Raw genomic sequence first — 22,874 nt, 5'->3', positions numbered from 1 at the left:
TCAGGTTTAGTGGAGCCATCGCCCATGTACCGTGAGCGCCTCGTCGCTACCGAAGCCCGCTCCGAAAGCGCTCGCCGGCTGCAACAACTGCTGCTGGACTACCATGATTTTCGGCATCTGAAGGCGGAGCACCCATTATTGGAGAACGCTTTTCACGTTGCTGACTGGCAGGCGGAGCGGCTGAAGGCGACCCATGAAGACCTCTACCATCACCCCGGCTACCATCATGGCCTGGAGTTCCTGCTGACCGATCTGTACGCGCCCGCAGGAATGACACACCGGGACGACAATATTGATCGGGTCTTCCCCAAAATGGTGAAGTGGCTGCCGGATAACCTGCTGGACACGTTTGCTGGTCTGGTGGAGCTGAACCTGATCACCCAGCGGCTGGATCTTGAGCTGGCCGAGCTGTTCCACCAGCAGGGCGTGCCCGCCGACGCAATAACCACTGAGGACTACTGCGCCGCCTTCAGGGAAAGCCGACAGCTGGACCAGAGGGAGAAGCAGATCACCCTGGTGGCTGACGTGGGCCAGCAGCTTGATCGCTATGTCCGCAACCGCACCCTTGGATGGCTGTTGTCGATGACCCGGGGTCCGGCGGAAATGGCCGATCTGAGCGACCTGCACAGTTTCCTGCACCGGGGCTATTCGGCCTTCCGGAAGATGGACGATGTGGAGTTACTGATCGACCGCCTGGTTTCCCGGGAACAACAAGTGATGCGCAATATACTCGACGGTCGTCCGGACCCGTTCAGCCTGCCGGACAATCTCTGAGTCGACGACAACCCGGCTGATCAGACCTTGATGATCTGGTCCAGCTGGGAGTGGATTTCCTGCTCGATCCGGGATTTGAAGGGCCGCAACATCATGCCCAGTTCCAGATGAATGTGCAGATCCGTCGGGGTAATGTTCAGGTGCCCCTTGACGCCGCTGCGCTTGAATTTCAGCTGGTCGCCTTGCCACTGGTAATCCACGTCGAACTGACTGGAAAGGTCTTTGGCCAGGGTTTCGGCAGCCTGTATGGCGTGTTCTTTATCCAGGGTGTGCGGGCGGTGTACATCAATAACGGACATGAAAACAATTTCTCTCGGAATTGGACGAATTTACAGTTTAGGGCGCTATTTAACGCACCGCCACCCTTGTAGCAACCCCGTCAGCGGTTAGAATACGGGGTTCAGATTCTGACAGGACATCTCCCATGAGCGAGCAGCAAACGCCAGCCAACCAGGCCGCAAACAATTCCGGCCAGGATGACGTCACCCACTTTGGCTTTCGCAATGTGCCAAAAAGCCAGAAGGCGAGCCAAGTGGCCGAGGTATTCCACAGCGTGGCGGGCAAATACGACCTCATGAACGACCTGATGTCCATGGGGATCCACCGGCTCTGGAAGCGCTTCACCATCGAGCTTTCCGGCGTGCGTCCCGGCCACCAGGTACTGGATATTGCCGGCGGCACTGGCGACCTCACCATGAAGTTTTCGGATCTGGTGGGTCCGTCCGGCAAGGTGGTGCTGGCCGACATCAATGCCTCCATGCTGCAGGTGGGCCGCAGCCGGCTGACGGATCGCGGCTACGCCGGCAACATCGAATACGTGCAGGCGGACGCCGAGCACTTGCCGTTCCCGGACAACAACTTCAATGCGGTTTCCATCGCCTTCGGCCTGCGCAATGTCACCGATAAAGATCAGGCTCTGCGCGACATGGCCCGGGTTCTCAAGCCCGGTGGCAAACTGATGATCCTGGAATTCTCCAAGCCGACCAATCCTTTGCTGAGCAAGGCCTACGACACCTACTCGTTTTCCGCTCTGCCATTGATGGGCCAGCTTATCGCCGGCGACAGCGAAAGCTACAAGTACCTGGCCGAATCCATCCGCATGCATCCGGACCAGGACACCCTCAAGGGCATGATGGAAAACGCCGGCCTGGTGAACTGCAAGTACTACAACATGACCGGCGGCATTGTCGCCCTGCATGTGGGAATCAAGCCCTGATGTTTCCCGGCCCCACCCTGCTTTCCGCTGTCTCCGCGATCCTGGAAAGCGCCCTGAACCGGGCGCTGGAACTGGATCCGGCGGGGCATCATGCCCTGATGGAAGCACTGGCGGGCCCGGTGCAGTTCAACATTACCGATCCTTTCCCCCTGACCTACACCCTGGACCGCGCCGGAAACCGCGTTCGGGTTGGCAGCCAGCCGGTCGACCAGCCTGCTCTTGAGGTTACCGGCAAACCCATCGCCTTTGCGGCACTGGCCACCGGTGATGACCGGGTCTTTGCCGATGGCCGCCTCGAAGTTACCGGCGACACGGCCCTGGCCCACCAGCTGCAACGAGCCCTGAACCAGCTTGAACCGGATTGGGAAGCCGCCATGGCCCGGCACATCGGCGATGTGCCCGCACACTTCCTCGGCCAACGGGTTCGCGGCGCTATCCGATGGAGTCGACAGGCCTTTCAGTCCCTGAATGCCAACATCGAGGAGTATGTGCACGAGGAAAGTCGCGCCCTGCCCGGTCGGCGGGAGCTGGAAGCTACGTTCGAGGATATCGACGAACTGAACCTGCGCACGGAAAGACTGGAAGCGCGGCTTAATCTGATTGAAAACCGCGGCAAGACTGACGAATCGGAGAACCTGTGACCCGCCTGCAACGCCTGTTCCGAATTGCCTGGGTATTCTGCCGTTACCGGCTGGACACGTTCCTGCCTATCGCAGAGCTGCCCGCGCCCCTGAAGGTGTTTTTCCTGCTGGCGCCCTGGCACCTGTTCCCGCAACCGAAGCTCGATCGTGGCGACCGCCTTCGGCTGGCGCTGGAGGAACTGGGCCCCGTGTTCGTAAAGTTCGGCCAGATCCTCTCTACCCGAAGGGATCTTCTGCCGGACGACATGGCGGAATCCCTGAAGAATCTCCAGGACCGGGTACCGCCGTTCCCGAGCAATGAAGCCCGGAGCATTATCGAAACCTCCCTCGGTGCCCCGGTTTCGGACCTGTTTGCCGAATTCAGTCCGGACCCGCTTGCCTCGGCATCGGTTGCCCAGGTGCATGCAGCCACCCTGCGCAACGGCCAGAAGGTAGTCGTGAAAGTTCTGCGACCGGGCATAGAGAAGGTAATCCGTCAGGATCTGGCCCTGATGTACCTGATGGCTGGCCTGCTGGAAAAATACTGGTCCGAAGGCAAGCGCCTGCACCCGGTGGAAGTGGTAGCCGACTACGATTCCACCATTCACGATGAGCTGGATCTCCAGCGCGAGGCCGCCAACGCCAGCCAGCTGCGCCGGAATTTCGAAAACTCCTCGCTGATCTACATTCCCTTTATCGACTGGGACTACACCCGCAAATCCGTGCTGGTGATGGAGCGGATTCACGGCATCCCCATTGCCGATACTGCGGCTCTGAAGGCCGCCGGCGTCGACATGAAGGTACTGGCTGAAAAAGGCGTGGAAATTTTCTTTACCCAGGTGTTCCGGGACAGCTTCTTCCATGCCGACATGCATCCGGGCAACATCTTTGTGGACACCTCGAACCCGGCGGATCCCCGATATATCGCCATCGATTTCGGCATCGTTGGCACCCTGGCACCGGATGACCAGAGCTATCTTGCCCGAAACCTTCTGGCCTTTTTCCGCCGGGATTATCGGCAGGTTGCGCAGCTGCATATTCAGTCCGGCTGGGTACCGCCCGACACGCCAGTGAACCAGTTTGAGGCGGCCATACGTACTGTTTGCGAGCCCATCTTCGAGAAGCCGTTGAAGGATATCTCGTTCGGCCACTTCCTGTTGCGCCTGTTCCAGACGGCACGGCGGTTCAATATGGAAGTGCAGCCCCAGCTCGTTCTGCTGCAGAAAACCCTCCTGAACGTTGAAGGTCTGGGCCGACAGCTGTATCCGGATCTGGATTTGTGGAGCACCGCGCAACCCTACCTCGAGACCTGGATGCGCAAACGCATTGGCCCTTCGGGGCTGATCAAGTCGCTGCAGTCGCACCTTCCCTCCTGGCTGGAACAGTCGCCGGAAATGCCCCAGCTGGTGCACGATGCGCTCTTGCAACTGCGGCAGGCGGGGCCCACCGAGCCCCAGAACCGGGCAACACTGGCGTTGCTCCGGGAGCAGCAGATCCGTACCGAGCGGCGTTGGCGGCGGGCGACATTGGCGGTACTGCTCATTGCCGGCGGCTTTCTGGGCACTCAGCCCGAGAGCCGGCAGTGGATTGAAAGCGTGCCTGCCTGGAGCTGGGCCCTGTTTGCCGTCGCCGGCGGGCTCATGCTCCGGGGCAGCCGATAACCGATAAAGATTTCAGGATTCACAAAAATGCAAAATAGCTCGGATAACGTCGAGACCCCTGACTGGCTGGATGCCATTCGCTGGACAGAGGACGGCCTGGTTCCGGCCATCGCCCAGGACGCCGACACCGGCGACATCCTGATGATGGCCTGGATGAACCGCGAGTCGCTCAGGCTGACCGCCGAAGAAGGCCACGCCGTATACTGGTCGCGCTCCCGGGGCAAGCTCTGGCGCAAAGGGGAAACCTCGGGGCACCAACAGGTCATCCGGGACATTCGACTGGACTGCGACGAGGACGTCATCCTGCTGAAAGTAGAACAAAAAGGCGGCATAGCCTGCCATACTGGCAGACGCAGCTGCTTCTACCGGACCCTGAAAGACGGTCAGTGGGTCAGTGTTGACCCGGTGATCAAGGATCCCGGCACTATCTACGGCAGCAACTGAGCTACGGCAGCAACTGAGGAGCACGGACAGTGAGCAATGTACTGGAAAACCTGGCACAGGTTCTGGAAGCCCGGAAGGAAGCAGACCCGGAAACCTCTTACGTAGCCAGTCTCCACGCCAAGGGTCTGAACAAGATTCTGGAAAAAGTCGGGGAAGAGTGCACGGAAACCCTGCTGGCCGCCAAGGACGCAGAACACTCGGGTGAAACCCGGGACGTGGTTTATGAAACCGCCGACCTGTGGTTTCACAGCATGGTGATGCTGTCGAGACTGGGCCTTGGCCCGAAAGACATCCTGGACGAGCTGGCCAGCCGGTTCGACCTGTCAGGCCTGGAAGAAAAAGCGTCGCGGGACAAGTGAGCGGTAGTACCTCCAAAGGGGTTTCCGCGTAACCGTTCTGATAACGTACAATGTCATTGAACAGAAACATTAAAACGAGGACCCCGTAATGGGTATCAGCATCTGGCAATTACTTATCGTACTCGGCATTGTCATTCTGTTGTTCGGAACCAAGAAACTCCGCAACATCGGCAGCGACCTCGGTGGCGCCATTCGCGGCTTCAAGAAGTCCATGAGCGATGAGGACTCCAAGGCCGAGAACCAGGACTCCCTGGAAGGCAAGGAAGAGGAGCAGCCGCAACAACAGGCTGCGGCCGAAGACAAGCCCCGGGACAAGTCCCACAGCTGAGACCAGGCTGAATGTTCGATATCGGCTTTCTTGAGCTGCTGATCTGCGGCGTCATCGCGCTGTTGGTACTCGGCCCCGAGCGTCTGCCCACGGCTGCCCGTGCTGCGGGCCGCTGGGTGGGTGGTGCCCGGCGCATGGTCAGCCAGTTCACCTCGGAACTGGACCGGCAGCTGAAAGCCGATGAGCTCCGTGAGGAGCTTCGCAAGGCGGGGGATGTTGGCCTGGACGACGTTCAGAAAACCGTGCGCGGCGCCCTGGACGAGGCTAAAAAATACGAGCACATGATCCTGCCCGAGAACGAGACCCAAAAGCCAAGGTCAGCACCGGCAACACGGCGTGTGTCGGGCCAGACAAAGGCCTCCGAGGCTCCGGCACAGGATCAGGCTGATACCAGTGACGCCCCGCAGACGCCAGATACAGGCGCTGCCGGGAACGAACAACCCAAAAACGAAACCCCGCAAAGTCCGCCGGATAACCGTTCATGAATGCAAAACCCGACGGCAACCAGCTGCCTCCGGAACAGCAGGAAATGCCACTGATCGAGCACCTGCTCGAGCTGCGTAATCGCCTACTGAAGATGGTTCTCGCGGTGCTGGTCTGCTTCGCGGCCATTTACCCGTTTGCCAACGAGCTGTACCTGTGGCTGTCTGAACCTATCCGTTCCCTGTTGCCCGTTGGTCAGACCATGATCGCAACGGATGTTACCTCGCCCTTCTTCGCACCACTGAAGCTGGCCCTGGTTCTGGCCGTGTTTGCCGCCATCCCGATCATTCTCTACCAACTCTGGAGTTTCATCGCCCCGGGCCTGTACGCCCATGAAAAACGACTGGCCTTTCCGCTGCTGTTTACCTCGGTAATCCTGTTCTACGCGGGGGCGGCATTCGCCTATTACGTGGTTTTCCCGCTGGTGTTCGGCTTCTTTACCGCGATAGGACCGGAAGGCATCGTCGAATTACCGGACATCACCAGCTACCTCAATTTCGTGCTCAAGATGTTCTTTGCCTTCGGTGTCGCATTTGAGATTCCCATCGCCACCGTGCTGTTGATCCTCACCGGCGCCACCACGCCGGCGGATCTGGCGGCCAAGCGCCCCTACGTGGTGGTTGGCTGCTTTATCATCGGCATGCTGCTAACGCCGCCCGACATCATCTCCCAGACCCTGCTTGCAGTACCCATGTGGATCCTGTTCGAGATCGGCATCCTGTTCGGGCGACTGGCGAAACGGGAAGTCGCAGACCCGGACAGCGATGAGCCTGCCGGCGAATGAACCTGGCGTTACTGTTTGACGAGGATTTCGTAGCGCCTGACCGGGCGGTCCTGCGTGGCCGACGTCTGGCCCACCTGCAGTCCGTGATCAAAGTGGTTGCTGGCGACACCGTGCCCGTCGGCCGCGCGGATGGCCAGTTGGGAACCGGCGAAGTGATCCGGCTTACCGATACCGAGGCGGAGCTGCGGGTGACGCTGGACCAGTCTCCCCCTCCACCACTGCCGCTCACCCTGGTGCTGGCCATGCCCCGGCCGAAGATGTTCCGCCGTATCCTGCAAACCTGCGCCGCCCTCGGCGTGAAAGACCTCTGGTTGATCAACAGCTACAAGGTAGAGAAAAGCTTCTGGCAGACGCCGTGGCTGTCAGAGGAGCAGCTCCGGGAGAACCTCACCCTGGGACTGGAGCAGGCAAAAGACACCCTGATGCCCCGGGTGCAGATCCGCAAGCTGTTCAAACCCTTTGTTGAGGACGAGTTGCCAGCTCTTATCGAGGGAAAGCAAGCGCTTGTCGCTCATCCGGGAACCAGCACGCCCTGCCCGGTGCACCTGAACCGCCCATCACTTCTGTGCATCGGCCCGGAAGGGGGGTTTATCCCCTACGAAGTTGAAAAACTGGAGGAAGCCGGATGCCAGAGCGTCCATCTGGGCCCCCGCATCCTGCGAATGGAAACCGCGGTTCCGGTTCTGGTCAGCCGGCTATTCGACGCCTGTCTCTGATAGCGGAGCTCAAGAATTCAGACCCATGGCCTCCGCAGCAATTCGGTTCTTGATCGGCCCTAACTGATTGAACCAACGCAGGCCGGTATTGCGCAGCCAGCGAACCGGCAGCTCATCACGGCCAAACAACTGCTTGAAACCCTCCATGGCGGCCATCATGGTCAGATTTTCGCCTTTGCGGCGGCGCTGGTAGCGTTGCAGAACCAGGTCATTGGCCGGTGAAAGACCGGCCTTGCGCGCCCGCGACAGCTCGTCCAGCAGGGCACGGACATCGCCGTAGCCGAGATTGGCACCCTGCCCGGCTAGCGGGTGAATCGTGTGCGCCGCATCTCCCACCAGGGCGAAGCCAGGGGCAACATAGTCCTTGGCATGGCGCTGGCGAAGCGGGAAAGCAAACCGGTCGGAAACCGCTTCAACCGACCCCAGCTCGCGCTCAATGGCACGTTCCAGCTCCGCAGCAAATTCCTGGTCGCCCAAAGACATCAGGCGCCTGGCTTCATCGGTATCCTGGGACCAGACAATGGAACAGAAATGCTCACTGCCGGACTCGGGTAACAAAGGCAGGAACGCCAGTGGTCCGGTCGTTGAAAACCGTTGCCAGGCAGTAAAGCGGTGGCTCTGGGTGGTTCGCACCGAGCTCACGATGGCTTGTTGGTCGTAGTCCCACTCGCGGGTTGGCAGCCCCACCCACTGACGCAGGCGGGAATTGGCTCCGTCACATCCCACCACCAATCCGGCAGACAAGGATCGGCCATCCTCCAGCTCAACCGTGAAGTCCTGAGACAACCGTTTGCAGCCAGTAATCCTCGCACCCTCAATCATTTCAACCGGGCTTTGTTCCAGCGCCCTGAACAGGGCACGCACGATGCTGCGGTTTTCGACAATAGTGCCAAGGGCGCGCGCCTGAAGCTCGGCTGCCTCGAACTGTATGCGCCCCGTGCCGTCACCATCCCAGACGGTCATGGTCTGATAAGGACAGTGTCGACCCGCGGTAACCTCGGACCAGACTCCGAGCTGCTCCAGCAACTGCTGGCTGGCGGCCGAAATGGCACTGACCCGCGGCTCGAAATCTGCAACGGTGGTGGCGGAGTCCGGCGCCTCAACCAGAGACTCATGGCCGGAATCTTCCACCAGCCCCACATGCCAACCCTGTCGTGACAGCCCGAGAGCCAGGGCGGAACCGATCATGCCACCGCCAGCCACAAGAATATCGAACGTTTGCGCCTCACTCATTAGCCGGCGCCTCCCGGTTCAGGTTTCCGGGCCGTTCAATCACGGCCCTGCGGCCGCCCAGGCCCATGGCCTTGCGGGCAAACCAGCGTTTTGCCCCAGGCAACAGATCAAGACCCACCAGGCCGGCATCGCGGGCCGCCGCAACCGGCAGCATGGAATGCCCGAACAAACGAACAAGCGAATCGGAGAAGCGCACCGTCTGTTGCCAGTCTTCCCGATGCAGAGCCTGGTAGCGCTTCAGGACCTCGAGATCGCCAATCGACCTGCCATGCTCTTCAGCCAGGCGGAACTGTTCGACCAGCGTCATGAGCCCTCTCAGCGCGAGATTGAAGCCCTGCCCGGCGACCGGATGCAGGGCATGGGCCGCATTGCCCACCAGGGCAACCCCAGGGCGTACCGGCTCGTCCACCGTCGTCAGGGTCAGCGGGTAATGGTGACAGGCGCCGATGCGGGTAAACCGGCCCAGACGCCAGCCAAACCGGTCCTGAAGCCAACGGCATTTCTCGTCGTCGGGCAGCGCCAGAACCTGCTGCAGAACCTCATCGGATAGCGTCCAGACCAGTGCCGATTGATGTCCGGCTCTGGTCGGTGATCCATGGGGCAAGAGAGCCATGGGACCGGCATCGGTAAATCGTTCAAAGGCAGTGAATCCGTGGCTGTCACTGGTAGAGACATTTGCGATCAGTGCGTTCTGGCCGTAGCTGTGACGATCCGGCCGGAACCCGAGCCTTTCCCGCAGACCGGAACGACCGCCATCTGCAACGACGAGGCAACGGGCCTTCAGTTCCGCGGTCTCTTCACCTTCTTCTGAGAGCTGAACACGGACGCCGCCGGGAATGGGCGTCATGTCCGTTACTTCTGCCGGCGCCCGCCACTGGACGTTGGTATCCAGAAGCTCACGCATCAGACACAGCCCCATCCAGCGATTGTCAGCCACGTACCCGAGCGCCGCCTGGCCATGCTCGGCAGCATGCAACCGTGTGGCGCCGAAATGCCCCCGATCTGAAACATGGATATGTTCGATGGGTGTGGCATGTTCGGCCAGCCTTTGCCACAGCCCCAGCTCCTCAAAGATTAACCGGGAGCCCCACGCCAGTGCGGTTGAACGGGCATCGTAACTCGGCTGGTAACTCTCCGGCAGGGCGTCGGGCGAGAGCGGGAAGGCCTCGACCACCGTCACACGGAGCGACGGCACCATCCGTGCCAACGCCAGGGCCAGGGTTGCTCCGGCAAGGCCACCACCGGCAATGATCAGATCAGTATCTGTCTTGGTCACAGGGTGTCAATCCGCCATCAGGGCTTCGATTTCGGCAATGGTTTTCGGGACCGCTTCGGTCAGCACACGGCAGCCGTCTTTAGTCACCACCACGTCGTCTTCGATGCGAATGCCGATGCCACGCCACTTCTCATCCACGTCGGTATTATCCGGCGCAATGTACAGCCCCGGTTCAACCGTCAGGGCCATTCCGGGTTCCAGCTGGCGCCAGGCATCACCGACCTTGTAATCGCCCACATCGTGCACATCCAGCCCCAGCCAGTGGCCGGTTCGGTGCATGAAGAAGGGTTTGTAGGCTTCGTTGGCAATGGCGTCTTCGAGGGTTCCGGACAATAGCCCCAGATCAATCAACCCCTGGGTCAGCACTTCCAGCGCCGCCTCATGGGGCCGGTTCCAGTGATTTTCCGGCGACACGGCCTCAATGGCCTGGTACTGGGCTGCCAGCACCACCTCATACAGGGCCCGCTGCTCATTGCTGAACTTTCCACTCACCGGGAAGGTGCGGGTAATGTCAGAGGCGTAGCACTGGTATTCACAGCCGGCATCGATCAGTACCAGATCGCCGTCTTTCAACGGTGCACTGTTCTCGATGTAATGCAGGATGCAGCCATTGGCGCCCCCGCCCACGATGGAGGGATAGGCCGTAGACCGTGCGCCATGCTCCATGAAGGTGTGGATAAGCTCGGCCTCGAGGTTGTATTCGAAGCCGCCCTTGCGGGCCCGTTTCATGGCCCGGCAATGGGCCTCGGCACTGATCTGGCCGGCCTTGGCCATGATCTTGATCTCATTGGCGCTCTTGTATAGCCGCAGGTCATGAAGCAGGTGCTCGAGGGCTACGAACTCGCCCGGCGGGTGGGCGCCATTGCGAACCTTGCTGCGAATCATCTTCACCCAGTCCATGACACGGGCGTCAAAATGATCATCCTTGCCGAGGGGATAATACACCCGGCTGCGACCCTCGATCATGCCCGGCAGGATATCGTCGATGTCTGCAATCGGAAACGCATCGTCCAGGCCGTAGCGTTCGATGGCGCCTTCCGGGCCAACCAGGAAACCGTCCCAGAGCTCCTTCTGCGGATTGCGCTCTTTGCAGAACAGTACCGATTCCCCGTGTTCACGGCCCGGAATCAGCGCCAGGACGGCCTCCGGCTCACCAAAACCGGACAGGTAATGAAAATCGCTGTCCTGGCGGAACGGATGCAGCACGTCCCGATTACGAACGCGCTCCGGGGCGGCCGGAATAATCGCAATGCTGTCTGGCGCCATACGCTCCATCAGCTTGCGACGGCGCTCGGCAAACTCCTTTACGGGAATCATGGAGTTCATAGTCTCTCCTGCAATCAGGACCCGGCTCAGTGCAGGGTCGGCGAATCAGACTTCGGTGGTTCAGGGGCGTTGAATTCAGTGAACACGGCGAACGCCCCCAGCCGGATGTATTCGGTAATCTCCAGCAACTGCTGCTCGCTTTCGTCGTCCGCTTCTTCCTCTTCGGATAGCTGGCTGATGGCCACCATATCCTCGATCAGCTCCCGGATCTCGTCCGGCGCCTGGCCGAGTGACTCGCCGGCCGAAAGTGCCATACCCTCGAGAAATCCCCGCACCCAGGAAACCAGGGCTTCCAGCCGCTGCTCAATGGCATAGTCGTCATCCGGCAGTAAAGGATGGAAACTCATGTCTGCTGATTTCAAGAGCTCGAGGGTCTGTTCATAGGCTTTGTTCATGAACGGAGCGAGATCATCGGACTCTTCGGCCGCGTTCTCGGCCAGCCCCATGTGTTCGCACACCATGGCCAGCCACTCCGGCTCTTCGATACGCGATCCGGCCGCCAGGCGACCACAGAGCGCGCCGTGCAATTCGGATGGGTGGCTGAATGCCTTGTGAGCTGTAAAAACGTTGGCCCAGCGCTCGAATTCTGCGGCGCGGGCAGCACCGGAAGTGTCGGTTTCTGACATGAAACAGGCGGATCCTGTGTTAATGGATTAGGGGTCTATCCTAGCATTCAGGCGGTGCCAAGGCACTGCCTGTTGATTTTTATCCGGCAAGCGAACAATATGTTATAATGTATCATTTCTGCCGAGAGATAAAGCCATGTCCTTACGAGCCAAAACCTGCTTCTTCCTGGCTGGCGCCGCGATTGCAAGCGCTGGCCCTGTGCTTGCCAGCGACAATCCAGGTGCGCACCAGCACGGTCATGCCGAACTACAACTGGCCATCAAGGGAGAGCAGATTGATCTCCTGTTCACATCGCCGGCCTACAACCTGGTGGGGTTCGAGCATCGTGCCCGTTCGGACGACCAGAAAGCACTGGTTAACGAAGTAACCAACTGGCTTGGACAGACTCCCCTTGCGGACACCAGTGAGGGGGGCTGCGCCGTCATGAATGCGGTAGTGCATCATCAGGCAGGTGGCGATGATCACGGACACAGCCATGGGCATGATCATCCGGACGAATCATCCCACTCGGATTTCGAAGTCACCCAGACCCTGAGCTGTCCGGGCCTGGGCTCATCCCAGGCGCTTGCAACACCCATTACAACCCGGTTTTCCGGAATAGAGCATCTCGGCGTTCAGTGGGTAAGGCCACAAGGTCAGGGATCAGCCCGTCTGGGCCACGGAGAAAGCAGGTTTGAACTCCGCAGCCGATGACAGCGTCTATTCTTCGTACGGCTCAACCCCGGTTGCGACCATAGAATAGGAAGACGTTCCGATGTCGTTTTCGGTGCGGTCAATGACCAGCTTGCCTTCGACCCACACCGGATCGTACAGGGCTTCGAGCGTGAAACCTTCCTTGTACTTGACGTGAATGATCTGATTGGGGGGCGGTGGCGGCACATGAATACAGGCGCCGTAGTAGGGCACCAGGAAGAACTCCAGGATGCGCATGTCCTCGGTTGTCTTGAGGGGCACCACGAAGCCGGGAATGCGGCCTTCAACATTGCCCATTTCCGGCACAACCCGACCGGTCATGATCTCATCCGGCAGCAGCGGCGGGCCATCGCCCTCGTGCTCAATCTCTGGCATATTCTCCAGCAGCGCCAGATCCTCGGCGGGCATCAGTTCAAGCCAGTCGATCTCCCGGGTTTCAGTCCGGCCTGTTGATGGAAGTACACACACCAGGGTAAGCGCGATGAAAAAAGGCAGCGCAAAGCGCGAACGTGCCGGGGCAGACATCATTGGACCAAAGACTCCTGAGATTACTATCCGGAAACCGCCATCATACACCGGGCCGACGGCAACCAACATGACCAGCAAGACAGACTCAGCCAGCAACAGTTCCCGAAGCACAGAAACTGCGATGGAAGTCAGCGGGCTCGGCTTTTCCTGGGATCCTGTCCAGCCCCGCCTCAGCTTTCCGGACATCATACTGAAACGCGGCGAACACCTTTTCCTCCACGGCCCGAGCGGCAGTGGCAAAAGCACGCTGCTCAGCCTGTTGGCAGGCATGCTTCGGCCGGCCTCTGGCACTGTCCGCGTACTCGGAACCGATATCCACCGGCTCGGTGCCGGCGCCCGCGACCAGTTCCGGGCCGACCACATGGGCGTGATCTTCCAGCAGTTCAATCTGGTGCCCTACCTGAGCACACGAGCCAACGTCACCCTGCCCTGCGGACTTTCTGAACTGCGCAGAGAGCGCACCGAACCGACCGTCGAAGACGAGGCTGAGAGATTGCTTGCCGCCCTGTCCATCCCCGCGGACCACTGGCAGAGGAAAGTCACCAGGCTGAGTATTGGCCAGCAGCAACGTATCGCAGCCGCCCGGGCGCTGATTGGCGCGCCCGGCCTGATTCTCGCGGACGAGCCGACTTCCGCACTGGATGCCGACAACCGGGACCGGTTCCTGGAACTGCTTCTAACTCTTGCGCACCGGCACAACACCTCGGTTCTGTTCGTCAGTCACGACCAGTCCCTGGCCCGCCATTTCGATAATCAGCTGGAACTGCAGGGTGACCGGACATGAAAGCACGCCTGGCCCTGACACTCGCCCTGGCCAGCCTCTGGCACCGGAAAAAAGTACTGGCCCTGGTGTGCCTGACCCTGACCCTGAGCGTTTCCCTGTTGCTGGGCATCCAATACCTCCGCACGGAGGTCAAACAGTCCTTCACCAGCACCATCAGCGGTACAGACCTGATCATCGGCGCCCGAAGTGGCCAGTTGAACCTGCTGTTGTACACCGTGTTTCATATTGGCGATGCCACCAACAACATTCGCTGGTCGACCTATCAGGGCCTGAAACAGGATAACCGCCTGGCCTGGCTGATTCCGATTTCCCTGGGAGACAGCTACCGGGGTAATCGTGTGGTCGCCACAGATGAGAACTTTTTCAAGCACTTCCGCTACGGCCGCGACCTGCCCCTCGAACTGGATGAAGGCCAGTGGTTTGAAGGCGTCTTTGATGTAGTGTTGGGTGCCGGCGTTGCCCGCTCGCTGGCGCATCAGGTGGGCGAGCAGATCGTGCTATCCCATGGCGGTGGACGCACCAGTTTCTCCAACCACGAAGACACGCCGTTTACCGTCACCGGCATACTGGCGCCCACTGGCACGCCGGTGGACCAGGCCATGTATATCAGCCTGGATGGCATGGAGGCCATGCACGTAGGCTGGGAATCCGGGGTCGCCATCCCCGGACGGACAATCACACCGGAGCAGGCAAAGGGCCGAGATTTCACACCCGATGCCATTACCGCCGTGTTCGTTGGTATCGACCGGCAAATCCTGACCTTCCGCATACAGCGGGAAATCAACCAGTTTGCCGGCGAGCCGCTCTCGGCCATACTTCCGGGAGTCGCCCTCAGTGAACTCTGGCGGCTGATGGGCCAGTTTGAGCGAGCACTACTGGGCATAACCGGTTTTGTCGTGGTAACCAGCCTGATCGGACTGATTGCCGTACTTCTGACCCTCCAGAGCCAGCGGGCCCATGAAATTGCGGTGCTGCGGGCAACCGGTGCCTCTCCGGCGCTGATTGCCTCACTTTACATCCTCGAGTGCGTGGCTCTTGCCCTTGCCGCCTGCGTGATGGCTTTGGCCCTTGGCATGGCGGGCCTTGCACTGGCGAGCCCATGGTTACTGGCCAACTATGGCCTGCAGATTGAGCTTCGCCCATTAACGCCCGAGGAATGGACGTTAATGGCCCTGGTTCCGGTTGCCGCCTTCACCGTGGCGCTGATACCCGCCTTCAACACATGGCGCCAGAGCCGCCGGCTGGGCTTTGGCGAGGCAGCAGATCAGTGATGGGCATCACGCAGGGAACGCAATGACAAGCCTGTAAATTGACCGACTTAGCGTCCACACTTATAGTTGAGCTTAATATCATAAAACCACTGCTGGGCACGTCATGGAACAGTCCGAAGTACAGGCATTAGCGGACAAGCTGGACAGGCTGATTGAACGCTGTCAGAAACTTGAGCGGGACAACGCCACATTGCGGGAACTGCAGGACGACTGGAACCGGGAACGGGCCCAGCTGGTGCAGAAGAACGATCACGCGAAGCACAAGATCGAAGCCATGATCAGCCGCCTTAGGGCCCTGGAGCATCACTGATGGCACAGCAATCCACCACGGTTGAGGTGAAAATCCTCGACAAGGAATACCTGGTCGCCTGCCCCGAGGAAGAACAGGAGGCACTGCTGCGTGCCGCCCGGCATCTGGACAACAAAATGCGGGAAATCCGCGCCGGCGGCAAGGTTTTTGGTACCGAGCGCATTGCTGTAATGGCCGCTCTCAACATAACCCACGAACTGCTCGAGCGCGACACCATGTCCGATGCCACCAGCACCTTGCTGCGAGCCATGGACAACAAACTGGACGGAGCGCTGGGTGATGGCTCCGGTCGTTAAATCCCCGGAGAATCTCAGACAGGTGTTGCAATCGGCCCCGACACTGCCCGTATAATGAGAACAACTTCCTGGGCTGTTCGGGATAGTCGGATACGTCCTCGAGCCGATGCGCACTACCCAGGTGGCTACTTCAGGGCATTGTGAGCACGTCCCCGACAGGGGAAAGCCTAATATGTCACAGCGGCCACCGACCTTGAACTTTGGGTTCAAGGGCCACATCCGATAACGGCAGCCCGGGAAGCTTTATTTTGAGCCAGTTTATCGAGCCTCAACCGTTCCAGTCCCACCCTGATACCCTGTCGCGCAGTGAACTTCGCAAACGCCTGCGGCAGAATCGTCGCGACCTGAGCGCTGAAAAACAGCAACAGGCCGCCGAGCACCTGGCCCTCAATCTGCTGAAGAATCCAGACCTGCACCGGGCCCGGCACATTGCCATCTATCTGCCCAACGACGGCGAAATTGATCCCCACGTATACCTGGACATCGCCCGGCGCAAGGGCATCCGCTTCTACCTGCCGGTACTCCATCCGATTCATGAAGGCAGGCTGGTGTTCAGCCCCTACTACGATGGCGTGGAACTCACCGCCAACCGGTTTGGCATTCCCGAGCCAGGGTTCAGCAAAGGCCTGCGGCGCCCGGCCTGGGCACTGGATGCAGTACTGTTTCCGTTAGTGGGGTTTGACGAACAGGGCGGAAGACTGGGGATGGGAGGAGGCTTTTACGACAGAACATTTGCCTTCAGCCGGATACGGCCAAGGCTGGCGCCGAAGCTGATTGGCCTGGCCCACGATTTCCAGAAAGTTAAGAAGCTGCCAATAGAGCCCTGGGACGTGCCCCTTCACAGCGTAGTGACCGATAAGCGACGTTACCGGTTCAGCGGCTGATTCATGACTTGAACGGAGCCAACCAGATTGGCCGCTCGTGCGTCTTTATCTTCGGAGGCGTGGATGGATGTGAAACCAGTAATCACAAGGCCGATGGCAAAAATCAGCACAATGGCTTTGATGATGTCAGGCTTGCCGCCCATGGCTTCAGTTCCTCAAAATGCGGTTTTAAAAGTGTCGGGAAATCAGATAGCTATTCTTGACTTCAAGAATCAGAAGAAAGACTAACACCTATCTGTACTTTTACAATTTTTCACAGATTAAAATTCAGTAAGCTTTGCATTCGGGGACCGGCCAGGGTCTGGCAGGGCTTTCCAAAACACGCTGTGGATACATCCCTGTACGCTTGGCTCCGCCATCCATGGCTCCGCACAGTTTTGGAAAGCCCTGCCAGACCCTGCCCTACCCAGAGTTAACTTGAACGCGCGTTGCCCTGCCCAAGAAACAGCTGATAGGCCTCGTTGTCCGTCATGTTGTCATAGCGGAAGCCAACCTTATCCAGCATTTTCTCGAAATCCTGCACTTCATCGTCGTCCACCTGGGCGCCCAGCAGAACACGGCTGTAGGCTGCACCGTGGTTGCGGTAGTGGAACATGGAGATATTCCAGCGGGTACCAAGAGACATCAGGAACTTCAGCAACGCCCCCGGACGCTCCGGGAACTCGAACTGGAACACCTTTTCGTTGGTGATGGTCGGCGCGTGGCCGCCCACCATGTGACGGATGTGCTGCTTGGCCAGATCGCTGTCGGTTAAATCGACCACCGAGTATCCGCTCTCCCGAAGATCCTGAACCAGATCCTCGCGGCCGTGACCACCCGCGGCAATCTGGATGCCAACGAAAATCGTGGCATTGGTAGCATCGGCGTAGCGGTAATTGAACTCGGTGATGCTGCGCTTGTGCAGGGCGTTGATGAAGGTCTTGAACGCGCCCGGTTTCTCCGGAATGGTCACCGCCAGGATGGCCTCGCGTTTCTCGCCCACTTCCGTGCGTTCGGAGATGTAGCGCAGACGGTCGAAGTTCATGTTGGCACCGCTCAGGGTGGCAATCAGGTTCTCGCCCTCGACTTTCTCGCGCTCGATGTATTTCTTGATGCCGGCCACACCCAGGGCACCGGCCGGCTCGGCAATGGAGCGGGTATCCTCGAACACATCCTTGATGGCCGCGCAGATTTCGTCGGTGGATACGGTGATCACCTCGTCCACGTGGTCCTTGCAGATCTCCCAGGGGTACTTACCAATCTGCTTGACTGCCACACCATCAGCAAAGATGCCCACTTCATCGAGCACCACGCGTTTGCCCGCTTTCATGGCGGCCTGGAGGCAGTTGGAGTCCTCCGGTTCGACACCAATCACCTTGATCTCGGGGCGCAGATACTTGATGTAAGCGGCCATGCCGGCAATCAGCCCGCCGCCACCAACACAGATGAAGATGGCGTGGATCGGCTTGCTGAACTGCCACATGATTTCCATGGCCACCGTGCCCTGGCCGGCGATCACATCGGGATCATCGTACGGCGGAATGTAGGTGTAGCCGTGCTTTGCGATCAACTCCTGAGCGTGGGCCGCCGCCTCGTCGAAGGCATCGCCCTTGAGAACCACCTTGGCACCGTGATCCCGTACCGAACGCACCTTGATCTCCGGCGTGGTCTGCGGCATCACAATTACCGCCTTGATCCCGAGATTCTTGGCAGCCAGCGCCACACCCTGGGCATGATTTCCGGCCGACGCACAAATGACACCCTTGGCCTTCTGCTCCTCGGAAAGCTGCGCAATCCGGTTATAGGCACCACGAATCTTGAAGGAAAACACCGGCTGAAGGTCTTCACGCTTGAGCAGAATATTGTTGCCAAAGCGCTTGGACAGACTGCGGGCTTCAGTCAGGGGTGTTTCGATGGCCACGTCATAGACGCGCGCATCGAGAATCTTCTTGATGTAGCGTTGCGGCATAGCAGTTCCGGCTTTTGGTTGGTGTATGAGTGATCGCTGGCTGAGAAAAGCCCACAGTGTAGAAAGTTTGCACGGCAGCCGTCTATAAGCAGAGGGCGCTTAGGCGTTATAATCCGTTCAAAGCCAACTGATTTGTAGCCGGAGTCCCAGATGACCCAGGACGAACTGAAAAAAGCCGTCGCCAAAGCCGCCATTGACCACATCGCTCCCAGCCTGGAAAGGGAGACCGTGATCGGTGTTGGCACCGGGAGCACCGCCAACTTCTTTATCGACATGCTCGCGGAACTGAAAAACGAATTTGATGGCGCCGTTGCCAGCTCCGAAGCCACTGCCGAGCGTCTGAAAAGCCACGGCATTCCGGTGTACGACCTCAACAGCACCAGTGAGCTTGAGTTCTACGTGGATGGCGCCGATGAAACCAACGAACGCCTGGAACTGATCAAGGGTGGCGGTGCTGCACTGACCCGGGAAAAGATCGTCGCAGCGGTCGCCAAAACCTTCATCTGCATTGCCGATGATTCCAAGATGGTCGGCATTCTTGGCGGCTTCCCGCTGCCGGTGGAAGTCATCCCCATGGCCCGCAGCCATGTTGGCCGGGAAATCGTGAAACTGGGGGGCGACCCGGTTTACCGGGAAGGGGTTGTCACCGACAACGGCAATATCATTATCGACGTCCACAATATGGATATTTCCCAACCGATCCGGATAGAAGAGCAGCTCAACAACATCGTGGGCGTGGTCACCAACGGCCTGTTCGCACGCCGCCGCGCGGATCTTCTGCTGCTGGGAACCAAAGACGGCGTGAAGAGCATCTCGAGCGAAGGCGCCTGACCGCCTCTCTGGCGCACCTCGACTGTCGAAGCTGGCCTTTCGGGCCAGCTTTTTTATTGCCTGGCGCGCCAACAACCAAGCGCTTGCTTGGTAGCGATATTTGGGCGACACTGCTCTGCATTGATTCCGATCAGAGGGAGCGTCACCGTGTCCGATTACTTCAACGAATTCCACCAGCAGGTCCGCGCGACCGCCCGAAAGTTCATCGAAACCCACGTGCTGCCGCACATCGACGACTGGGAAGAAGCGGGTGAATTTCCCCGGGATCTCTACAAGAAGGCCGGGGATGCAGGTTTGCTGGGCATTGGTTTTCCCGAAGCACTGGGCGGCATCGGGGAAGGCGACATTTTCCTCAAAGTGGCTGTCTCCGAAGAGCTGATGCGCTCCACCTCCGGCGGCCTGGTGGCTGGCCTCGGCTCCCTGGATATCGGCCTGCCGCCGGTCGCCAAATGGGCAAAGAAGGAAATTCGGGAACAGATCGTGCCGCCGGTCCTGCGGGGCGAAAAGATCGCCGCCCTCGCGGTGACCGAGCCCGGCGGTGGTTCCGATGTTGCCAACCTGAAAACCCGGGCAGTCCGGGACGGCGACCATTACATCGTCAACGGCAGCAAAACCTTCATCACCAGCGGCATGCGCGCCGACCACTACACCGTCGCCGTGCGCACCGGTGGGGAGGGCCACGGCGGCATCAGTCTGTTGCTAATCGACCGGGACATGCCCGGATTCTCTACTGGCAGGAAACTGCGCAAAATGGGCTGGTGGGCCAGCGATACCGCCGAGCTGTTTTTCGAGGACTGCCGTGTCCCGGCCGACCGCCTGATCGGCGCCGAAAACGCGGGTTTCATTGCCATCATGAGTAACTTCCTGTTCGAGCGTCTCAGCCTGGCCATCATGGCCTACATGACCGCTCAACTCGCCTACGAGGCCGCCCTGGAATACACCCAACAACGCAAGGCGTTCGGCCGCAACATTGCCAGCTTCCAGGTGACCCGCCACAAGCTGGTGGATATGGCCACTCAGATCGACGTGGCCCGGGAGTACACCTACCGCTGCGCCGCCCTGATGCAGGCCGGCAAGAACCCCATCAAGGAAGTGGCCATGGCCAAGAACTTCTCGGTGGATGTCTGCGAAAAAGTCACCCGGGAAGCGGTGCAACTGTTCGGTGGCATGGGGTATATGCGGGAAACCGTGGTCGAGCGCCTCTATCGGGACACCAAGATTCTCTCTATTGGCGGCGGCACCACCGAGATCATGAAGGAGCTCATTGCCAAGCAGATCAAGCTCTGAGTTGTGGGTTCCGAGTTCGCCCTCTTGTCCTGACCCAGCCTGCCAGATTTGGGAGCGGGGTCCTGTCGGTGACCTTTCCAAAACACGCTACGAGCACATCCATGTGCGCTTGTTTCGGGCCATCCTTGGCCCTCTACAGTTTTGGAAAGGCCACCGACAGGACCCGTTCGAGCACTGTGCAAGCCTCCCGCGGCATGTCATGAAATTAATTTCCTTATTTTTATTGGGCGCCCCTGAGGGGCCCGGGCGAGCATCGCGGGATCCGCCTTTTAATGAGGTGCTCGCTTTTGAATGTTGCTCAGAGGCTGGGGCGGGTATCTGGCAGGGCTTTCCGAAAACGTGGAGCGCCAGGGATGGCGCGACCGAGCCCTACATGGACGTATTCACGGGCGTTTTTCGGAAAGCCCTGCCAGATAGCCGCTTGCACCCAACTCAACGACCAAGGTTTAGTTTCGAACTGCAGGATACTCCCGTATAATTGCGCCCACTTTTTAACCGCAGTTAAACGTACCTTTAACGTACCAGGAAGGATCGCACATGCAATTCGACAACATCCCCGCAGGCAAGAACCCGCCTGAAGACATCTACGTTGCTATCGAAATCCCGGCCAACAGCTCCCCGGTGAAGTACGAACTGGACAAAGACATGGGCGCCCTGCTGGTAGACCGTTTCATGGCGACCCCCATGTTCTACCCGGCCAACTATGGCTTCATCCCCCATACCCTGGCGGACGACGGTGACCCTCTGGACGTGCTGGTTGTAACCCCCTACCCGATTCAGGCTGGCTCCGTGATTCGCTGCCGCCCGGTAGGTGTCCTGAACATGGAAGACGAAGCCGGTGGCGACGCCAAGCTGGTTGCGGTCCCCCATGACAAGCTGACCACCACCTACCACGACGTCAAGGAAATCGACGATCTGCCCGAGCTGCTGCGCGACCAGATCAAGCATTTCTTCGAGAACTACAAGACCCTTGAGCCGGGTAAGTGGGTGAAGGTGCAAGGCTGGGACAACGCCGATGCCGCCAGGAAAGCCATCGTGGATTCCGTGAACGCCTATAAAGGCTGAGCCGGATTTTTCATGGCATTAAAAAACCGGGCTTCGCGCCCGGTTTTTTGTGTCTGGATGAACCCTGGCTGGCATCAGCCCCGGGACAGCAGATCCCGCATATCACTGATCGCCGAATTGGCCCGGGAAAGGTAAGCGGCCATGGTCAGTGAGTGGTTGGCCAATACGCCAAAGCCACTGCCATTCAGAATGACCGGGCTCCACATTTCGCCCTGGGCCCCTTCCAGCTCGATGATCACCTGCCGGACGCTGGCCATGGCGTTCTTGTCCTGAAGCACTTTCCGGAAATCCACTTCAATTGCCCGGAAGATGTGCAGAAGCGCCCAGGAGCTGCCGCGGGCCTCATAGAAAACGTCATCAATTTTGGTCCAGGGCGTTTTCACATCTTCTCCGGTCGCCTCCTCGGCAAGAGGATCACCGGAGTCCATGGTAATCACCGAGTCTGATACCGAGGCCTTGCCAACGCTCTCACCAAGCGTACGGGACAGACTCCCCAGGCGAGTCTCCAGATCCGCCAGCCAGTTGCTCAGGTTGTCCGCTCGGGCGAAAAACTGGGCGTCGGCCTGGTCCGGGCTGGACAGCCGGTCAAGGTAACGTTTGAGAGCGGTGATGCCCCGACGGTACTCTGCCTCGGTAGACGGAATTGCCCAGCTCTCGCTGTCGAAATGGAACTGGGGCTCGGCGATGGTCAGATCCCGATCTTCCGCGGACTGGCTCTGGGAGCGACTGATGTCTTTGCGCATGGCGCGAGACAGGTCACGGAGCTGGACCAGAACGCCGTATTCCCAGTTGGGCATATTGTCCAGCCAAAGTCCCGGCGGGAAAATATCGTTGGAGATATAGCCACCAGGCTTGTCTAACAGGGTTTCTGCGATACGAATCATGGTGACCGTGGTGGCAAAGCCGGTAATGGGCTCCCTTTCCATCGTGTTGGCCACCGACCTCGTGTGCTCGCGCACCGAGAAGGTGTCCGGCTCGCTGCTCCAGATCATGCCGAGCACCAGCGCCACCAGCAGGTAGACCACAACCAACGCCAGAATCAGTTTGCCAATTACGCCGCTGCCGCCGGCATAATCCTGAACATCGTCTTTCTTGTCCTTGAAGTACTGTCTGATTTTGCCTGGCATATG

The 22,874-nt window shown here is 59.3% G+C and carries 28 protein-coding genes and 1 other RNA gene; 20 read left to right on the top strand and 9 right to left on the bottom strand.

Annotated features, from left to right (window positions below; genetic code table 11):
- Positions 1–24 precede the first annotated feature (24 nt).
- A complete protein-coding gene (locus tag KYE_RS04900; RefSeq protein WP_008170996.1) occupies positions 25–774 on the top strand; it encodes an FFLEELY motif protein in 750 nt (249 codons plus the stop codon).
- Between the two features lie 20 nt (positions 775–794).
- Here the strand turns inward: KYE_RS04900 and KYE_RS04895 are convergent, their stop codons facing one another.
- Positions 795–1,073, bottom strand: a complete 279-nt coding sequence (locus tag KYE_RS04895) for a polyhydroxyalkanoic acid system family protein (RefSeq protein ID WP_008170993.1) — start codon at positions 1,071–1,073, stop codon at positions 795–797.
- Between the two features lie 125 nt (positions 1,074–1,198).
- On the opposite strand from KYE_RS04895, the gene ubiE reads away from it, so the two are divergent.
- The 9 genes from ubiE (at position 1,199) to KYE_RS04850 (ending at position 7,385) form a co-directional block, all read left to right on the top strand.
- Positions 1,199–1,990, top strand: coding sequence for a bifunctional demethylmenaquinone methyltransferase/2-methoxy-6-polyprenyl-1,4-benzoquinol methylase UbiE (gene ubiE, locus KYE_RS04890; RefSeq protein WP_008170991.1), 792 nt, complete (start codon positions 1,199–1,201; stop codon positions 1,988–1,990).
- Positions 1,990–2,631: an SCP2 domain-containing protein gene (locus KYE_RS04885; protein ID WP_008170990.1), complete on the top strand. Its 642-nt coding sequence runs from the start codon at positions 1,990–1,992 to the stop codon at positions 2,629–2,631. Before ubiE ends, KYE_RS04885 begins: the two co-directional genes overlap by 1 nt.
- A complete protein-coding gene (gene ubiB / locus KYE_RS04880) occupies positions 2,628–4,271 on the top strand; it encodes a ubiquinone biosynthesis regulatory protein kinase UbiB (RefSeq protein ID WP_008170989.1) in 1,644 nt (547 codons plus the stop codon). Before KYE_RS04885 ends, ubiB begins: the two co-directional genes overlap by 4 nt.
- A 27-nt stretch (positions 4,272–4,298) precedes the next feature.
- A complete protein-coding gene (hisI, locus tag KYE_RS04875) occupies positions 4,299–4,715 on the top strand; it encodes a phosphoribosyl-AMP cyclohydrolase (protein ID WP_008170988.1) in 417 nt (138 codons plus the stop codon).
- Positions 4,716–4,744: 29 nt separating this feature from the next.
- The gene (locus KYE_RS04870; RefSeq protein ID WP_008170987.1) at positions 4,745–5,074 is read left to right on the top strand and encodes a phosphoribosyl-ATP diphosphatase; all 330 of its coding nucleotides are present in this window, start codon (positions 4,745–4,747) and stop codon (positions 5,072–5,074) included.
- Between the two features lie 88 nt (positions 5,075–5,162).
- Positions 5,163–5,402, top strand: coding sequence for a Sec-independent protein translocase subunit TatA (gene tatA, locus KYE_RS04865; protein WP_008170986.1), 240 nt, complete (start codon positions 5,163–5,165; stop codon positions 5,400–5,402).
- An 11-nt stretch (positions 5,403–5,413) separates the two neighbouring features.
- Positions 5,414–5,887, top strand: coding sequence for a Sec-independent protein translocase protein TatB (tatB, locus tag KYE_RS04860; protein ID WP_008170985.1), 474 nt, complete (start codon positions 5,414–5,416; stop codon positions 5,885–5,887).
- On the top strand, positions 5,884–6,669 hold the full coding sequence (gene tatC / locus KYE_RS04855; RefSeq protein WP_008170984.1) for a twin-arginine translocase subunit TatC: 786 nt from the start codon (positions 5,884–5,886) through the stop codon (positions 6,667–6,669). The genes tatB and tatC overlap by 4 nt, the downstream gene beginning before the upstream one ends.
- The gene (locus KYE_RS04850; RefSeq protein WP_008170983.1) at positions 6,666–7,385 is read left to right on the top strand and encodes a 16S rRNA (uracil(1498)-N(3))-methyltransferase; all 720 of its coding nucleotides are present in this window, start codon (positions 6,666–6,668) and stop codon (positions 7,383–7,385) included. Before tatC ends, KYE_RS04850 begins: the two co-directional genes overlap by 4 nt.
- A gap of 9 nt (positions 7,386–7,394) precedes the next feature.
- Here KYE_RS04850 and KYE_RS04845 read toward each other — a convergent pair whose 3' ends face one another.
- The 4 genes from KYE_RS04845 to KYE_RS04830 are packed head-to-tail and all read right to left on the bottom strand — an operon-like array spanning position 7,395 to position 11,846.
- Positions 7,395–8,618, bottom strand: a complete 1,224-nt coding sequence (locus KYE_RS04845) for an FAD-dependent monooxygenase (RefSeq protein ID WP_008170982.1) — start codon at positions 8,616–8,618, stop codon at positions 7,395–7,397.
- The gene (gene ubiH / locus KYE_RS04840) at positions 8,611–9,894 is read right to left on the bottom strand and encodes a 2-octaprenyl-6-methoxyphenyl hydroxylase (RefSeq protein ID WP_008170981.1); all 1,284 of its coding nucleotides are present in this window, start codon (positions 9,892–9,894) and stop codon (positions 8,611–8,613) included. The genes KYE_RS04845 and ubiH overlap by 8 nt, the downstream gene beginning before the upstream one ends.
- A gap of 6 nt (positions 9,895–9,900) precedes the next feature.
- Positions 9,901–11,220 (bottom strand): Xaa-Pro aminopeptidase, encoded by a 1,320-nt coding sequence (gene pepP / locus KYE_RS04835; protein ID WP_008170980.1) that lies wholly within the window; start codon positions 11,218–11,220, stop codon positions 9,901–9,903.
- Positions 11,221–11,246: 26 nt separating this feature from the next.
- Positions 11,247–11,846 (bottom strand): UPF0149 family protein, encoded by a 600-nt coding sequence (locus KYE_RS04830; protein WP_008170979.1) that lies wholly within the window; start codon positions 11,844–11,846, stop codon positions 11,247–11,249.
- Positions 11,847–11,982: 136 nt separating this feature from the next.
- On the opposite strand from KYE_RS04830, the gene KYE_RS04825 reads away from it, so the two are divergent.
- Positions 11,983–12,540 carry a ZrgA family zinc uptake protein gene (locus KYE_RS04825; protein ID WP_008170978.1) on the top strand — a complete coding sequence of 186 codons (558 nt, stop codon included), beginning with the start codon at positions 11,983–11,985 and terminating at the stop codon, positions 12,538–12,540.
- 6 nt (positions 12,541–12,546) lie between these two features.
- Here KYE_RS04825 and KYE_RS04820 read toward each other — a convergent pair whose 3' ends face one another.
- Entirely contained in the window at positions 12,547–13,068 is a 522-nt protein-coding gene (locus KYE_RS04820) for a DUF3299 domain-containing protein (protein ID WP_008170977.1), read from the bottom strand.
- Positions 13,069–13,135: 67 nt separating this feature from the next.
- On the opposite strand from KYE_RS04820, the gene KYE_RS04815 reads away from it, so the two are divergent.
- From KYE_RS04815 to KYE_RS04795, 6 genes are all read left to right on the top strand, one after another.
- A complete protein-coding gene (locus KYE_RS04815) occupies positions 13,136–13,852 on the top strand; it encodes an ABC transporter ATP-binding protein (RefSeq protein ID WP_008170967.1) in 717 nt (238 codons plus the stop codon).
- The gene (locus tag KYE_RS04810; protein ID WP_008170966.1) at positions 13,849–15,123 is read left to right on the top strand and encodes an ABC transporter permease; all 1,275 of its coding nucleotides are present in this window, start codon (positions 13,849–13,851) and stop codon (positions 15,121–15,123) included. The genes KYE_RS04815 and KYE_RS04810 overlap by 4 nt, the downstream gene beginning before the upstream one ends.
- Before the next feature lie 103 nt (positions 15,124–15,226).
- Complete coding sequence (locus tag KYE_RS04805) at positions 15,227–15,433, top strand: TIGR02449 family protein (protein WP_008170964.1); 207 nt, start codon at positions 15,227–15,229, stop codon at positions 15,431–15,433.
- Positions 15,433–15,729, top strand: coding sequence for a cell division protein ZapA (locus KYE_RS04800; protein ID WP_008170962.1), 297 nt, complete (start codon positions 15,433–15,435; stop codon positions 15,727–15,729). Before KYE_RS04805 ends, KYE_RS04800 begins: the two co-directional genes overlap by 1 nt.
- A 62-nt stretch (positions 15,730–15,791) precedes the next feature.
- Positions 15,792–15,973, top strand: a non-coding RNA gene (gene ssrS / locus KYE_RS21020) — 6S RNA.
- Positions 15,974–15,977: 4 nt separating this feature from the next.
- On the top strand, positions 15,978–16,613 hold the full coding sequence (locus KYE_RS04795; RefSeq protein ID WP_008170954.1) for a 5-formyltetrahydrofolate cyclo-ligase: 636 nt from the start codon (positions 15,978–15,980) through the stop codon (positions 16,611–16,613).
- Here KYE_RS04795 and KYE_RS21605 read toward each other — a convergent pair.
- Entirely contained in the window at positions 16,595–16,756 is a 162-nt protein-coding gene (locus KYE_RS21605; protein ID WP_008170953.1) for a hypothetical protein, read from the bottom strand. The two genes, KYE_RS04795 and KYE_RS21605, sit on opposite strands and share 19 nt — an antisense overlap.
- A 269-nt stretch (positions 16,757–17,025) precedes the next feature.
- Positions 17,026–18,561, bottom strand: coding sequence for a threonine ammonia-lyase, biosynthetic (gene ilvA, locus KYE_RS04790; RefSeq protein ID WP_008170952.1), 1,536 nt, complete (start codon positions 18,559–18,561; stop codon positions 17,026–17,028).
- A gap of 150 nt (positions 18,562–18,711) precedes the next feature.
- On the opposite strand from ilvA, the gene rpiA reads away from it, so the two are divergent.
- The 3 genes from rpiA (at position 18,712) to ppa (ending at position 21,744) form a co-directional block, all read left to right on the top strand.
- Complete coding sequence (rpiA, locus tag KYE_RS04785; RefSeq protein ID WP_008170951.1) at positions 18,712–19,392, top strand: ribose-5-phosphate isomerase RpiA; 681 nt, start codon at positions 18,712–18,714, stop codon at positions 19,390–19,392.
- A 147-nt stretch (positions 19,393–19,539) separates the two neighbouring features.
- Positions 19,540–20,679, top strand: coding sequence for an acyl-CoA dehydrogenase family protein (locus KYE_RS04780; RefSeq protein ID WP_008170950.1), 1,140 nt, complete (start codon positions 19,540–19,542; stop codon positions 20,677–20,679).
- 537 nt (positions 20,680–21,216) lie between these two features.
- Positions 21,217–21,744: an inorganic diphosphatase gene (ppa, locus tag KYE_RS04775; protein WP_008170949.1), complete on the top strand. Its 528-nt coding sequence runs from the start codon at positions 21,217–21,219 to the stop codon at positions 21,742–21,744.
- Positions 21,745–21,818: 74 nt separating this feature from the next.
- Here the strand turns inward: ppa and KYE_RS04770 are convergent, their stop codons facing one another.
- On the bottom strand, positions 21,819–22,871 hold the full coding sequence (locus tag KYE_RS04770; protein WP_008170948.1) for a DUF2333 family protein: 1,053 nt from the start codon (positions 22,869–22,871) through the stop codon (positions 21,819–21,821).
- Between the last annotated feature and the right edge of the window lie 3 nt (positions 22,872–22,874).

Source organism: Marinobacter manganoxydans MnI7-9 (genome assembly GCF_000235625.1).
Lineage (GTDB): Bacteria > Pseudomonadota > Gammaproteobacteria > Pseudomonadales > Oleiphilaceae > Marinobacter > Marinobacter manganoxydans.
This window is presented reverse-complemented; position numbering and strand designations above follow the sequence as displayed.

Excerpts from the sequence above, each read along its gene's own strand:
- KYE_RS04900 (WP_008170996.1), top strand. The coding sequence starts at position 25 with ATGTACCGTGAGCGCCTCGTCGCTACCGAAGCCCGCTCCGAAAGCGCT.
- KYE_RS04895 (WP_008170993.1), bottom strand. The coding sequence starts at position 1,073 with ATGTCCGTTATTGATGTACACCGCCCGCACACCCTGGATAAAGAACAC.
- ubiE (WP_008170991.1), top strand. The coding sequence starts at position 1,199 with ATGAGCGAGCAGCAAACGCCAGCCAACCAGGCCGCAAACAATTCCGGC.
- KYE_RS04885 (WP_008170990.1), top strand. The coding sequence starts at position 1,990 with ATGTTTCCCGGCCCCACCCTGCTTTCCGCTGTCTCCGCGATCCTGGAA.
- hisI (WP_008170988.1), top strand. The coding sequence starts at position 4,299 with ATGCAAAATAGCTCGGATAACGTCGAGACCCCTGACTGGCTGGATGCC.
- tatA (WP_008170986.1), top strand. The coding sequence starts at position 5,163 with ATGGGTATCAGCATCTGGCAATTACTTATCGTACTCGGCATTGTCATT.
- tatB (WP_008170985.1), top strand. The coding sequence starts at position 5,414 with ATGTTCGATATCGGCTTTCTTGAGCTGCTGATCTGCGGCGTCATCGCG.
- tatC (WP_008170984.1), top strand. The coding sequence starts at position 5,884 with ATGAATGCAAAACCCGACGGCAACCAGCTGCCTCCGGAACAGCAGGAA.
- KYE_RS04850 (WP_008170983.1), top strand. The coding sequence starts at position 6,666 with ATGAACCTGGCGTTACTGTTTGACGAGGATTTCGTAGCGCCTGACCGG.
- KYE_RS04845 (WP_008170982.1), bottom strand. The coding sequence starts at position 8,618 with ATGAGTGAGGCGCAAACGTTCGATATTCTTGTGGCTGGCGGTGGCATG.
- pepP (WP_008170980.1), bottom strand. The coding sequence starts at position 11,220 with ATGAACTCCATGATTCCCGTAAAGGAGTTTGCCGAGCGCCGTCGCAAG.
- KYE_RS04830 (WP_008170979.1), bottom strand. The coding sequence starts at position 11,846 with ATGTCAGAAACCGACACTTCCGGTGCTGCCCGCGCCGCAGAATTCGAG.
- KYE_RS04825 (WP_008170978.1), top strand. The coding sequence starts at position 11,983 with ATGTCCTTACGAGCCAAAACCTGCTTCTTCCTGGCTGGCGCCGCGATT.
- KYE_RS04820 (WP_008170977.1), bottom strand. The coding sequence starts at position 13,068 with ATGATGTCTGCCCCGGCACGTTCGCGCTTTGCGCTGCCTTTTTTCATC.
- KYE_RS04815 (WP_008170967.1), top strand. The coding sequence starts at position 13,136 with ATGACCAGCAAGACAGACTCAGCCAGCAACAGTTCCCGAAGCACAGAA.
- KYE_RS04810 (WP_008170966.1), top strand. The coding sequence starts at position 13,849 with ATGAAAGCACGCCTGGCCCTGACACTCGCCCTGGCCAGCCTCTGGCAC.
- KYE_RS04805 (WP_008170964.1), top strand. The coding sequence starts at position 15,227 with ATGGAACAGTCCGAAGTACAGGCATTAGCGGACAAGCTGGACAGGCTG.
- KYE_RS04800 (WP_008170962.1), top strand. The coding sequence starts at position 15,433 with ATGGCACAGCAATCCACCACGGTTGAGGTGAAAATCCTCGACAAGGAA.
- KYE_RS21605 (WP_008170953.1), bottom strand. The coding sequence starts at position 16,756 with ATGGGCGGCAAGCCTGACATCATCAAAGCCATTGTGCTGATTTTTGCC.
- ilvA (WP_008170952.1), bottom strand. The coding sequence starts at position 18,561 with ATGCCGCAACGCTACATCAAGAAGATTCTCGATGCGCGCGTCTATGAC.
- rpiA (WP_008170951.1), top strand. The coding sequence starts at position 18,712 with ATGACCCAGGACGAACTGAAAAAAGCCGTCGCCAAAGCCGCCATTGAC.
- ppa (WP_008170949.1), top strand. The coding sequence starts at position 21,217 with ATGCAATTCGACAACATCCCCGCAGGCAAGAACCCGCCTGAAGACATC.
- KYE_RS04770 (WP_008170948.1), bottom strand. The coding sequence starts at position 22,871 with ATGCCAGGCAAAATCAGACAGTACTTCAAGGACAAGAAAGACGATGTT.